Source organism: Desulfovibrio sp. (assembly GCF_034006445.1).
Lineage (GTDB): Bacteria > Desulfobacterota > Desulfovibrionia > Desulfovibrionales > Desulfovibrionaceae > Desulfovibrio.
Window position 1 is genome coordinate 15,647 of record NZ_JAVESS010000019.1, and the last position, 12,313, is coordinate 27,959.

The window sequence follows — 12,313 nt, forward strand, 5'->3', positions numbered from 1 at the left end:
TTCACAAAAATGTCTGTTAGAAAATTTTCTTTTATGTACACGTGCTGTCGATGATTTGATTGTCCAATATTTCACATTATACTGTCAAGAAAGAACTTCCAAATATTTTGCACCGCACCAGCAGCCACTGCCCCTGAATTGCGCGCAAAAGCGCGCACACCGCGCACGCCGAATATACGCAGGGCATGCCGCTGCCGCGCCCGTAGCCGTACAAAAATCCCTGGCTCTCATTACAAAAAGCCCTGGCGCTCATTTGCTGGCCTTTCGGCATGACCGTGCGGACAGTCTGCAGAGGCTGCCTTGCCCTGTGCGACTGCTTCCTACCTGGTTGCGGATAAAGGCAATAAAGGTTTTAGGGGGTGGGGGCGTGGGGGAGGAGACCCTTTTGCAAAAGGGTCCCTCCCCCACAAAGCATGGTAAAGAAAAATAGCTCCTGCTTGCCGTCCCTCCCCCACAAAGCATGGCACAATAAAACTGCTCATACTCATAGAAAAGGGATAACCTGCGCCATTTCCTATGCGTATCAGGGTATTGCGGGCTGCGCCACGCGGGCGTATGCTTGCCGCCCGGCCCTTCGGCCCCATTACGTGTTTAAGGGAAACGCTGGTGTATTCCGTTTGGCGGTTTTGCTTCGCTTTTTTGAAACAGTCGAGGACGGAAGAGTCCACTCCTGCTTCAAAAAAAGATCGCGCCTTGCCCCAAAAAATACCTGCGCGTTTCCTGAAGGCTCTTTAATCAATGCTTCCGTAGGAATACCGCTCATGCGCCACAGTGAATCGTCTTTTGTTCCGTCCCCTGTCTTTTTTCTGCTCTGCCTCATACTGCTGACACTCTGCGCCACAAGCGCCCCCCACGCGGCGGAAACGGCCATTGCTTCCGGCGGGCGTCCGCTGCGCGTGGCCCTGCTGCTGGAGCATCCCGGCGGTGACGGCGGCTGGAACGACGCCCTGCTGCGCGGCCTTGAACGGGCACGGCAACTGCCTGTTGCCGCCGAGGTTCTGGTGGCTCCTGCCCAGGCCGACACCGCCGCCATCCAGGAATTTTTTCGCAATGCCGCATCCAGCCATGATCTTGTGCTGGTGGCCTCTGACCGGCTGCACGAAGCCCTGCGCAACAATGCCGCCAACTACCGGAGAACCCTTTTTGGCTGCATTGATGCGGGCATACGCGCGCCCAACATCATGTGCATAACCTTTGCAGACGAGCAGGCAGCCTACCTTGCCGGAGCGGCGGCGGCCATGCTTACGGCGCAGACATCCCTGCCCGGCATCAATGCCGACAGAACCATCGGCTGGCTGTCGGGGCAAGACGTGCCCGCCATGCGCTCACTGCTCAACGGCTTTGTGGAGGGCGCGCGCCTTGTGGACCCGGAGGTGCGCGTCATCAACCGGATCACGGGCTCCTTCACGGACGCTGCCGCCGGGGGAAAGGCCGCCAGCGAACTGCTGGACCAGGGCGCGGACATTCTGGTGCTGGCCAGCGGGCTCGGCAACGGGCCAGCCCTGGAAGAAGCCGCCAGGCGAGGCGCGTATGTCATTGGACTTGACGGAAACCAGGACGGCAGACTGCCGGGGCGCGTGATCACCTCCATAGTCAAAAAGGCAGACGACGCCGTGTATGACCTGGTGGCCGCCGCCGCATCGGGCAACTTCAAGGGCAAGGAAATTCTCGTGCGCGACCTCAAGAACGGCGGCGTGGACATTACGGATATGGGGCCGTTCCGCACATCTGCTGGCAAAAACGTTCCGGCGGGTATGGATCGCAGGCTGCACGAACTGCGCGGCGAACTTGAGAACGGCGGCATCCGCCTGAAATCCCTGCGTGAAAGAACACTCTGCGACTGTCTGTAGCGTGACGCCGCGCAAGGGCGCGGCGAATCCGGAGAATCCTGATGCCCGTTTACTACTGGTTTCCCATGCTCGGCTGTCTGGGAATCGGCTTCATGTTCATGAACATTCCGCCGGTGGCCACGCAGTTCATGCAGCTTTTTCATGTGGGCTACAGCGGGCTGTCGTTTCTTTTGAGCGCCCTTTTATGGACGCACGCCCTGGGCCAGATTCCTGCGGGGCTGATTATCGACAGGCTGGGCATACTGCGCTCTCTTGTGATCTCGGCCATCCTTTGCACTGTATGTTCCCTCGCGCCCCTTCTGGCCCCCCATAATCTCGGCCTTGCCATAGCCATGCGCCTTGTGGTGGGCGTTGCCTCGGCCATGCTTTTTCTTGGCATTGTCTTTGTGGTCAAGGTTCTGGCTCCACCGCAGTTTCTGGCCCGCGCACAGGGAATACAGGGCGCGGCCTTCAGCCTCGGCACCATGGTTCCTTACCTTGTGCTGCCGTTCTTTGAGGCCTGGGGTTGGGTGGCGAGTTATATCATGGTGGCCCTGATGCCCGCCCTGCTGCTGCTCGCATTGCTCTGGACGCCACGCGCCCCATTGCGGCAAAAAACCGCCCCAGACAACAACGTCAGCATATGGCTGTCACTCAAAACCGTGGCCAGATCAAAACATCTCTGGTTTCTCGGCTGCTGCCACGGATTTTCTTTTGGCACCATCACGGCGCTGGGAAGCTGGCTGCCCACCGTTCTTGCCGACCGCGACCAGAGCACTGGGCCCGAGCACTGGGCTCTGGCCACAGGCGCGGTGCTTCTGGCAGGAACCTTTGCCCGCATGGGCGGCGGAGAACTGGGCGGCAGAAGCGACCTCCACAAGCTGCTGACACGCCTTGTGCTCGGTATTTCCCTGCTCTACACGGCCATGGCCCTCATGCCCGGCCCGCTGACCACACTGGCGGCGGGCGTATGCCTGGCCTTCTTTTGCGGCGGCACCTACGCTGCGGTTTTTGTGCTGACCATCCGCACCACAGGGCCGGGGCTTGTGGCCACCGGAGTGGGTTTTATGACTACCGTGGCCTGCTTCATCAACGTGCTGCTCACCCTGCTTATGGGCAACGTGCGCGAATACGCGGGTTCATTCGGGCCGGCCCTGCTGGTCACGGCCCTGTGCACTGCGGCGCTGTACCTGTGGGGGCGCAGGCTCTGTGGTGACGGAAGCTTCAGCTGAAAGCGCGCGGAGCGGCCCAGGCCTCCCTTCAGGCATTGCCGCACAATAAAAAAACAGGTAAACAGATTATGCCCGCCTCAAACCGGGCCACGCGGGTTGCACCCCTAGAGCATTTTCGCATTGCGGATATCCATTCCTGATGCTTTAAAGACGCCCGCTTCGACGCATAACAGCGCAAATAAATAGCGCTTACGCCTCTGCGGCGGGCGTCTGCTCACGCATCCGCCTGAGCAGTTTCAAAGTGAAATTGCTCTAATCCCCGCAAAATCCCCCACTTGCAATCTGTCCACCTTCCTGCGTCTCCATATCTTTCCGGGAGAAAATCATGCTGAAAAAATATATTGTCCTGTTTCTTGCCGCCCTCATGCTGCTGCATTTCACCGCGCCCGGAGTGGACGCGGCCAGGCTGGTGCGCGTTCCCACCGCCTGGGTGGACGAGTTTGAAACATTTCTCATGTGGTACGCCAAAGAAAAGAAGTGGGACAGAGAAGCCGGACTGGATATTGAAATTAATCAGTACAATTCCGGCGCGGAAATTCTCAATGCCCATTCCACGGGGGCATGGGTATATGCTGGCATGGGGACAATCCCCACCATTTTCGGCAATATGAACCACAATGTCGTCGCCATGGCCATTGGTGTGGACGAGGCTGCCGCCAATGGCGTGGTGGTGCCTGCCGACAGCCCCATTGCCAAGGTCAGGGGCTGGAACAAAGAGTACCCCAATGTGCTGGGCAGCCCGGACACCGTGCGCGGCAAAACCTTTGTGCTTACCGACATCAGCTCGGCGCACTATGTTCTCTCCTCCTGGTTGAAGGTGCTTGGCCTTCAGGACAGCGACATCAGCATACGCGACATGGCGCAGGGGCTGGTGGTGGCCAGTCTTGAAAACCACATCGGCGACGGGGCCGCCCTGTGGGCGCCACAACTGTATCTGGCGCTGGACAAGGGCGGAGTGCTCGCCGCAGACCTGAAATATTGCGGCAAGGAAAGCTACACCTACCTTGTGGCCGATGCGGAGTATGCCAAGGCCAATCCTGAAATAACGGCCAAATTTCTCACGGTATATTTTCGGGCTGTGGATGATTACATGAGCAAAAGCCCTGAAACTTTTTTACAGGATTATCGCCGCTTTTACCTTGAATGGGCAGGCAAGGACTATGATGAAGAACTGCTGCGGCGGGACATAAAAAGCCACCAGGTGCTGCCCCTGGCCGAGCAGCAGAGCCTTTTTGACGAGACCAACGGGCGTAGCAGCGCGCAGAAAGACATTGAGGATGTTGCCAGGTTTTTCGGCAGCCTGGGGCGGCTGAACAAGGACGAGATGTCCAGAGTCAGCACTTCATCCTACGCCACCGGCAAATACATCAAACTGGTGCCGCCCAACCTCAAGCTGAAAAAATAACACGGCGGCCCCGTCTTGCGGCAATTCGGCGGCAATTCGGCGGCCAGCCCGCGAAACCTCACAGAACAACGGCAACGGCGCGGAGCATTCCGCGCCGTTGCCGTTGTCATCTGGTCTGGCGACAGAGAATAAAAGTTTTAGGGGGTGGGGGCGCCTCCCCCACAAAGCGCTTCACCATACCATTCCCCCCAGACAGTGCCCCCACGAGATGAATTTCCTGTTATATCAAGGAGAATGAGCCTTTTATGCAGGGAGTGTACTTTGATGGTACTCGACCGGAATAAAAGGCGACGTTCGACGCAGAAATAGCAGGAAAGGCGCTCGTGGCGGCACTGGCTAGCGGCTGCTCCTGGCCGGTTCGTCAAAACGCGGCACGGACATATGGCAGCGGCCCCGCCCGGTGCGCTCGGCAAAGCGCTGGTGATAGGCCTCGGCCTCATAAAAAGGCCCGGCTGGCTCAAGGCGCGTCACCACGTCATAACCCTTTTCCCGCAAAAGGTTCATGAGCTTGAGGGCCACGGCCTTTTGTTCCGCGTCGAGGTAAAACACGGCAGAGCGGTACTGATCGCCCACATCGGGGCCCTGGCGATCCAGTTGGGTGGGATCGTGGATTTCAAAAAAGCGGCGCAGAATCTGCTCATAGGTGATCCGCGCGGGATCAAAGACAATGCGCACGGCTTCAGCATGGCCGGTGTCGCCCCGGCACACGTCCTCATAGGATGGGTTTGACGTGCGGCCGCCCGTGTAGCCAGAAACAACGTCACGCACGCCGGGCATACGCCTGAAGGCGTCCTCCACTCCCCAAAAGCAGCCCCCCGCCACAATGGCCGTGCCTGTTGTTGCGGTGGCCTGGGCGCGCTGCGCCAGGGCTTTGGCTTCTTCAGGACTGCCAGCGGGATAAAAGGCCATGGACAGCGAGTTGACGCAATGGCGCGTATTTTTGGCCGTGAAACCTTCGCCCTCAAACACATGACCAAGGTGCCCGCCGCAATGGGCGCAGACTATCTCGACCCTTCTGCCGTCCGCGTCGGGCACCCGCCGCACGGCCCCAGGCAATTCGTCGTCAAAGCTTGGCCAGCCGCAGCCGGAGGCAAACTTGTCTTTTGAACTGTACAGCGCCGCGCCGCACTGCCGGCAGACGTAGGTTCCCGCCGCCTTGTTGCTGTTAAGTTGGCCGGAGTTGGGAGCCTCCGTGCCTTTGCGCAAGATAACGTCCGCCTCGCGTTCATTGAGAGGCGGCATGGGATATGTGGGCTTCATGGCAGCCTCCTGTGAAGGGCTGGCTGGATCAGCGACAGCGGCATTTGCCTTTGCCGCCGTGACTACGGAGTACAGGCCGCAAAACAGGAACACGGCCAGAATCAGAAAAAGAGCATGATCACGCATGGTATACTCACTGGTTCCTGTTAACATAACCACCCAGCCGACGGGGTCAATGCTTGCCTGCGGGAAAGGCCTTCAGCCGTAAGAAAGGGAGGATGGAAAAGCCCACCGTGGATGGGCGGGCCAGATAGCCGGAGCAGACGGGTATTGAGGGCAGCGCGACCCAGGGGAGTGCTGAAAAAAGTTCCGGCAGCATTCACGCCATTGCCGCACGTCGTACCGCCATGGGACAACGGCATACAGTAGCGGCATGCGGCAACGGCGGGCAGCAATGGTAGGCGGCACAGCATGCGGCAACGGCGGGCAGCAATGGTAGGCGGCACAGCATGCGGCAACGGCGGGTAGCAATGGTAGGCGGCACAGCATGCGGCAATGGCATGCAGTAATGGCATACCATAATGGCCCGTGCCGCCAGTGCAGCCCAGCCCGAAAATACGCGTTTCAACGTTGCATCATGCCGGTTGCGGGGTGCGCACAACTATTTTGCTCTTGCGCTTGCGCTACGAGCGCCTCTGTCCCGACCACACGAACATTCAAATATGAACATGTTCTACGGGGCGGCAAAACCTCAGGAAGAAAATCCGTCGGGATGGGTCTTGTGCCATTCCCAGGCCGAGGCGATGATCTGGTCAATGCCCGCCCTGGCCTGCCAGCCGAGGATCTCCCTGGCCCGGTCGGCCGAGGCCACGAGCCGCGCGGGATCGCCAAAGCGGCGCGTGGCCAGGGTCACGCCAATGTCATGCCCGGTCACACGGCAGGCCGCTGCCACCATTTCACGCACACTGAACCCCTTGCCATTGCCAAGGTTGCAGATTTCGCTGCCGCCCCCTGTACGCAGATAGTCCAGAGCGCGCATATGCGCGTCCGCCAGATCCATAATATCCAGATAGTCGCGGATACAGGTGCCGTCAGGTGTGGGGTAGTCATTGCCAAAAATGGTCACCACTTCCCGGCGGCCCAGAGGAACCTGAAGAATCAGGGGAATAAGATGGCTTTCGGGATTGTGTGCCTCGCCTATGGCGCCGCCGGGCCATGCGCCGCCCACGTTGAAATACCGCAGGCTCACAAAGCGGATGCCGTGGGCCTTGCCCACCCAGTGCATCATGCGCTCCATAATGAGCTTGCTTTCGCCGTAGGGATTGGTGGGGTGCAGCGGCGCGTCCTCATTGATGGGCACGCTTTCCTGTTCGCCGTAGACAGCAGCCGACGATGAAAAAACTATCTTGTCCACACGGTTGCGCACCATGGCTTCCAGCAGGGTCTGCATGCCGTGGACGTTATTGTGAAAGTACTTCAGCGGCTGCTCCATGCTTTCACCCACCAGCGAACTGGCGGCAAAATGGAGCACGGCATCCACCCTGTGGCTCGAAAACACCTGATCCAGCAGCGCTCCGTCCCGTATGTCGCCTTCATACAGGTTGACGCCGTCAGGCAGGGAGGCACGGTGGCCGGTCAAAAAATTGTCCACAACAACAACGTCTTCGCCGCGCGCCAGCAACGCGCGCACATTGTGGGAGCCTATGTAGCCAGCTCCACCGCAAACCAGTATGGACATGAGCATTCTCTTTTGTTGAAAGCATAGCATCGCGGTCGCACCGCGCGGGTAGAGTTCCGCTTTTTGCACATCAACTGCGGTCTGGCAAGCCCACCAGTGCCGTGAATGTATTTTGCCACGTCTTTTGCTGTGAAGCCAGCACATGAACAACTTTTTTTATGCTGCGCCCGCATGCCGTCATTCTTGCCACGAGAAAGCTCACTCGCCCCCAAAAAACGACGCAAGGCCCGAAACCAGCCAGGGGCTTCGGGCCTTGCGGGCATATCTGCCGCAGCAGCCGTAACTACCGGGCTGCCGCTGCGCCTTGCGTGACAGTGCTAAAACTATTCTACAACCGCTTGAGTACATCCTCGGCAAAGGAGGCAATGGCGTCGGGATCGCTGGAGGCGTCGCCTTCCATCTTGAGGCCTTCACAAATGATCTCGGCCCCGAGGCCCTTGGCCTTTTCTTCAATGGCGGGCACAGCGCCGCAATAATGTTCGTACTCCATATCGCCCGAGGCAAAGGCGGCTACCTTCTTGCCCTTGAGGCCCATGCTTTCCATTTCGTCAAAGAGGGGGGCGAAGTCGTCCTGCAGTTCCAGATCTTCCATGCCCCAGGCCGAGGAGCCCATAAGCACGGCGTCGTAACCGTCGGCCAGGTTGTCGGCGGCGGCTTCAGCGGCGTTCAGCAGAGTCACTTCATGACCACCGGCAGCAATAAGCTCTTCCAGCTTCTGGGCAATGCTCTCGGTATTGCCGGTGCTGGAACCAAACAGAATCATAACCTTGCTCATGGTGCGCTCCTTCCGATCATTGACCGGACATTTATAAAATGAATTTCATTTTCAATTGAGATAATTAGGTTCCCCGCCTGTGTCAAGCCCATATCCCCAAAGGTTGACAGGTTTCGCCAGAAGATTCCCTGATTGCCACCGATCAGGCCACTCTTCAGTCATTGGCGGGTCTGCCACGCGCCTGCCACGCACCTGCCACGCACAGGGCCGTGCGTGGAATTTTTGGCAGCCTGTGCGGCTGGCTTTTCGCGGGCACCGTGCGGGCCTCTCGCTTTGCCGCGTCTCTTGGCTGCCGGACAATGCTGTGCACGAGTCTCCACGCAGGGCCGGGGAATGTCTGCCCCTGGTGCCGCCCCGGCTGTCTGGCGGCCCGTCCGCGCTGGCCTCGCGCTGGAATCGCTGGAGGCCGGGGCGTTGTCATTTTCAAAACAGACTGTCCTTCTGCCCCGGAACTGAAAAGACGCCAGCCAGGGCCAGCGTCTTCAGCTTACAAAGGGTAAAAAAAACATCTGTGACTATCGTCACATTTATAGATTGTTTTTTCTCACGCCGCCATCGGCAGTCGCAAGGATCGGGATGAACGGTCGCCATAGTGCACGATCGCTGGCGCGCAGACCATCGTGGTGGGAACCGCGTATGCTGCCGCGGGGCAGTTCACGATGGATCAGGTAAATATTGAGATGCTGCAATGCCTGAAGGATGTTGTTTCCTGACCCGCCCCTCAAAGCAGACAAGGCCTTGTGGCATACTACAACACGATAAAAATTTTAGGGGGTGGGGGCGTGGGGGAGGCGACCCTTTTTTAAAAGGGTCCCTCCCCCACAAAGCATCTCAATCTCCCCCACAAAGCACCTCAATCTCCCCCACACAGCACTTCAAAATAAAATTACTCCAAGTCCGTTTCAGCGCTTTCGCCGGGGGCCAGAGCGCCTTCCTTGGCGCGGGGTTCAGGCAGGTTCCATGTGCCGGGCATGGGGGCCGTCAGTTCCGCTTTTTCACCCACATAGGGATTGAAGTAGCCATGGCGCAGCCAGGGGCAGAGCTTTTTCAGCCTTTTCATAAACTGGGTCAGGCCCATGCTTGGCGAAAGCTCAAGCTTGCCTCCGTCTTCCATATCCCGCTTCATGAGGTCAAAGTACCACTCGGGATCGATGTTGAGATTGCGCCACTGGATCATGCTGACGCCATTTTCGCCCACCATGCGCGCCAGGGCTTCCAGTTCTTCTTCGGTATCGGTAATGCCGGGAAAGAAGAGCAGGTTCAGAGACACAAAAATGCCCCGGCTTCGCGCCTCGCGGATGGAGGCGCAGACATCATCCAGGCTGTAGTCCGCAGGCCGGTAATAGCGGTGGTAGAGGGTAGGACGCGCGCTGTTGATGCTCACGCGCATGCTTGTGAGCCCGGCGTCGGCCAGACGGGCCACGGCTTCGGGTCGTGAGGCGTTGGTATTGCAGTTGATGGTTCCCAAACCGCCACCGGAACGGAACAGTTTTATGCTTTCCTCCAGAAGGTCGGGGTTCATGAGGGGGTCGCCCTCACAGCCCTGCCCGAAGGAATAAATGGGAGCGCGGCTTTCGCGCCCGGCATGAATGCGCATGACCTCGGCCACTTCCGCTGGTTCCGGGGTGAAGGCCAGACGGCACTGGGGCGTCACGGCCACGGGCGAATCCTTGTCCTGGGCCGAAATACAGCCCACGCAACGGGCATTGCAGGAGCGGGACGAGGGCAGGGGCGCTTCGTAACGGCCAAGAGCGAAGTTTCGTGCCGCAGGGCAGTCATAGCGGGCCACACAGTTATCCAGGATATGCCGCACAAGGCGGTTTTTGGGATAGTCCTGCAGCAGCCTGCGCGCGCCCTGTTCTATACGGTGGCGCGGAATGCGGTTGAAAACCTGGCGTTGATCCGTATCGACCTTGCGGGCGCAGATATAAAAGCGCCCACGCGCAAAGCCAATGGCCCCATACGCGAACAGGGGCAGCAGGGGCGCGTCAGGATTGCTGGCATAGGCCGGATGCGCCGAAAGCGTGTGCGCGGGGGCGGCAAAAGCCGCCACGGCCAGTTGGGCTTCGCCTTCGGGCGGCACTATTTCGCCTGTTTCGGGGTCAAGCCCCACAGCCTGTCGGCCAGGCAGCAGAAAAAATTCGCTTTCTTCAGGCAGGGGCATGAGTTCGTCAGGGCGTGGCAGCCCCCACTGCGCGCCCCTGCGACAGACCATGAGCAGGCGTTCGTCATCGTAAATATTGCCCTGCTCGTCCGCCATGACAAGATGCGGCTCAATATGCTGCGCGGCCATAAATGCTCCTTGCCCCGGCGGGGGTGAACGTATATAACGGCCCAACGTGGCCGGGCGATCCCGGCCCGTACTTTTGGAGGCCCTTCATGTTTTCCATAATGCTTTTCATTTTTTTGTGTTTTTTCGGCATTCTTGCCGTCCTTGTCTACATGCTGCGCTGCCAGGAAAAGCTGGTGCGGCAACTGCGCGAAGATCACGCCCAGTTGCGTGTGATGCTGCGCGCTATGGAGTCACGCCTGGATTATCCGGGCGGCAGCCAGCCCTCCGCTGCTGATGTAAGCGCCGCTGACGTCAGCGTCAATGACTCCCCTGGGCAGCAGGACTATGCCACCCCGGCTTTTTCGACGGAAACCGAGCTGGATATGGACTCGAACCCGCACGAGAATGCACGCCACCAGACGCGGGCCGCAAGGTTGACGGCACGTGTGGACGAGCCCGTGGCCTCCGCTGGCAATGATCCCCTGCTGCACCTGAGTTTTGACCCGCCTGCCAGCAAGAGTCAGGGGCCGCGCCCGACTGGCGCGCCAGCTATTGACCCGGCGCTGGATCTGCATTTTGATCCAATGGATGCGGCACAGGCTCAACGCTAGGGCATTTTGCTAATGAAGGTATCTATTCTTGATGTTTCCAGGACGCCCGCGTCGGCGCGTAACAGCGCAATAAACTGCGCTTACGCCTCTGCGGCGGGCGTCTGCTCACGCAGCCGCCAGGGCAATGTAAAAATTAAATTGCCCTAGGCCTCCGGGCCTGCAAGACCGTAGCGGCCCGTGGCTGCGGCCAGATACGCCCTGCGCATGTCAGGGCAAACGCACTCTTCGGCCCAGTGCAGATAGAGCAACTTGAGACATTGTTCAAGTACAACGTCGCTCCTGGCAATGCGGCTGGCCACAAGCTCTTCGTGTCCGCAGATCCACAGGTCGCAGATATTGTCGGTAAAAGTTTGTGCCCTGTGAACCGCGCGGTGGCGCGCATTGACCTCGGCCAGCCCTGTGGCGCGAATATGGGCCGCCACGTCGGGGTGTTCCAGCAAGAATTTTATGCGAAAAAGGGCGTCGCCCACATCGTTGGGCGCGTAGCCCACAAGGTGCTCGCCGTCCACAAAAAGCTCGGCAAAACCGTGTCCCACGCGGGGCGTCACAAGACAGCCGCCGCAGCCAAGGGCCTCGAAGCTTCTGAAGTTCAGGTCGCCGCGCTCGCAATGGTTAAGCAGCACCCGCCCCTGGGGGAAAAGCCGCCTGTAGTTCCCCGTTTCCACGTGCAAGCCGGGGAGCTGACTGCCAAGAGCGCGCAAAAATTCTGAACGCAGGGGCGTGTTTTCCGAGACAGTGCCCACAAAAAGACAGTCCCATACGGGCTGCACGTCGGGGTTGGGCTGATCCTGCGCCCAGGCGAAGGGCGGCGACCACCAGACCCTGTCTTTACCAAGAAATGGCCCGTGGAACCGGGGAATGTCATCACGCAGGGAAACCATACAGGCGTCAAAAGCCTGGGCATAGAAAGGCTGCCAGCTATGGATATGCGAATCCACACTGTAAAAAACCGTCAGGCAGGGAAAGTTTTCAACCCCGAGCACAAAGGGCGGACGGCTGTTATCGCCCACAACCAGCACGTCGGGCACAAATCCCGCCAGACGCACAAGATCCTCCCAGCCGAAGACGCGATCGCCCCCGACATTGTGCATGGCCACGTTCTGCCAGCCAATGGCGTGCAGTTCCACACCAAAAAAAGGGCTGCCCAGCCATAAGATACGCTGCATGGTTCTCCGGTAACTGTCAGAAAGTCTTTTGCATGTCATACAGTTGCCAATAAAGACAAGATACAATAGGCTAGAAACCTAGCCT

General features: G+C 59.0%; 9 protein-coding genes. 4 read left to right on the top strand and 5 right to left on the bottom strand.

The genetic code is table 11. The features are described from left to right. Positions 1-761 precede the first annotated feature (761 nt). The 3 genes from RBR41_RS12145 to RBR41_RS12155 all read left to right on the top strand — a co-directional run bounded on the left by RBR41_RS12145 (position 762) and on the right by RBR41_RS12155 (position 4,466). Complete coding sequence (locus tag RBR41_RS12145; protein WP_320352884.1) at positions 762-1,850, top strand: BMP family ABC transporter substrate-binding protein; 1,089 nt, start codon at positions 762-764, stop codon at positions 1,848-1,850. A gap of 41 nt (positions 1,851-1,891) precedes the next feature. After that, entirely contained in the window at positions 1,892-3,061 is a 1,170-nt protein-coding gene (locus tag RBR41_RS12150) for an MFS transporter (RefSeq protein WP_320352885.1), read from the top strand. 325 nt (positions 3,062-3,386) lie between these two features. Next, entirely contained in the window at positions 3,387-4,466 is a 1,080-nt protein-coding gene (locus RBR41_RS12155) for an ABC transporter substrate-binding protein (protein ID WP_320352886.1), read from the top strand. Between the two features lie 336 nt (positions 4,467-4,802). Here the strand turns inward: RBR41_RS12155 and RBR41_RS12160 are convergent, their stop codons facing one another. The 4 genes from RBR41_RS12160 to RBR41_RS12175 all read right to left on the bottom strand — a co-directional run bounded on the left by RBR41_RS12160 (position 4,803) and on the right by RBR41_RS12175 (position 10,472). Continuing rightward, on the bottom strand, positions 4,803-5,852 hold the full coding sequence (locus RBR41_RS12160) for a bifunctional methionine sulfoxide reductase B/A protein (protein WP_320352887.1): 1,050 nt from the start codon (positions 5,850-5,852) through the stop codon (positions 4,803-4,805). A gap of 565 nt (positions 5,853-6,417) precedes the next feature. After that, positions 6,418-7,404 (bottom strand): UDP-glucose 4-epimerase GalE, encoded by a 987-nt coding sequence (gene galE, locus RBR41_RS12165; RefSeq protein WP_320352888.1) that lies wholly within the window; start codon positions 7,402-7,404, stop codon positions 6,418-6,420. 328 nt (positions 7,405-7,732) lie between these two features. Then, positions 7,733-8,179: a flavodoxin gene (locus tag RBR41_RS12170; RefSeq protein ID WP_320352889.1), complete on the bottom strand. Its 447-nt coding sequence runs from the start codon at positions 8,177-8,179 to the stop codon at positions 7,733-7,735. 886 nt (positions 8,180-9,065) lie between these two features. After that, the gene (locus tag RBR41_RS12175) at positions 9,066-10,472 is read right to left on the bottom strand and encodes a radical SAM protein (RefSeq protein ID WP_320352891.1); all 1,407 of its coding nucleotides are present in this window, start codon (positions 10,470-10,472) and stop codon (positions 9,066-9,068) included. An 86-nt stretch (positions 10,473-10,558) separates the two neighbouring features. Here RBR41_RS12175 and RBR41_RS12180 point away from each other — a divergent pair, with 86 nt between their 5' ends. After that, positions 10,559-11,062: a hypothetical protein gene (locus RBR41_RS12180; protein ID WP_320352892.1), complete on the top strand. Its 504-nt coding sequence runs from the start codon at positions 10,559-10,561 to the stop codon at positions 11,060-11,062. A gap of 143 nt (positions 11,063-11,205) precedes the next feature. Here the strand turns inward: RBR41_RS12180 and RBR41_RS12185 are convergent, their stop codons facing one another. After that, on the bottom strand, positions 11,206-12,228 hold the full coding sequence (locus tag RBR41_RS12185; protein ID WP_320352893.1) for a glycosyltransferase: 1,023 nt from the start codon (positions 12,226-12,228) through the stop codon (positions 11,206-11,208). Positions 12,229-12,313: the final 85 nt, after the last annotated feature.

Bases quoted from the DNA above. Each gene is read 5' to 3' on its own strand.
- RBR41_RS12170 (WP_320352889.1), bottom strand. From the start codon at position 8,179: ATGAGCAAGGTTATGATTCTGTTTGGTTCCAGCACCGGCAATACCGAG.
- RBR41_RS12145 (WP_320352884.1), top strand. From the start codon at position 762: ATGCGCCACAGTGAATCGTCTTTTGTTCCGTCCCCTGTCTTTTTTCTG.
- RBR41_RS12185 (WP_320352893.1), bottom strand. From the start codon at position 12,228: ATGCAGCGTATCTTATGGCTGGGCAGCCCTTTTTTTGGTGTGGAACTG.
- RBR41_RS12180 (WP_320352892.1), top strand. From the start codon at position 10,559: ATGTTTTCCATAATGCTTTTCATTTTTTTGTGTTTTTTCGGCATTCTT.
- RBR41_RS12150 (WP_320352885.1), top strand. From the start codon at position 1,892: ATGCCCGTTTACTACTGGTTTCCCATGCTCGGCTGTCTGGGAATCGGC.
- galE (WP_320352888.1), bottom strand. From the start codon at position 7,404: ATGTCCATACTGGTTTGCGGTGGAGCTGGCTACATAGGCTCCCACAAT.
- RBR41_RS12160 (WP_320352887.1), bottom strand. From the start codon at position 5,852: ATGCGTGATCATGCTCTTTTTCTGATTCTGGCCGTGTTCCTGTTTTGC.
- RBR41_RS12175 (WP_320352891.1), bottom strand. From the start codon at position 10,472: ATGGCCGCGCAGCATATTGAGCCGCATCTTGTCATGGCGGACGAGCAG.
- RBR41_RS12155 (WP_320352886.1), top strand. From the start codon at position 3,387: ATGCTGAAAAAATATATTGTCCTGTTTCTTGCCGCCCTCATGCTGCTG.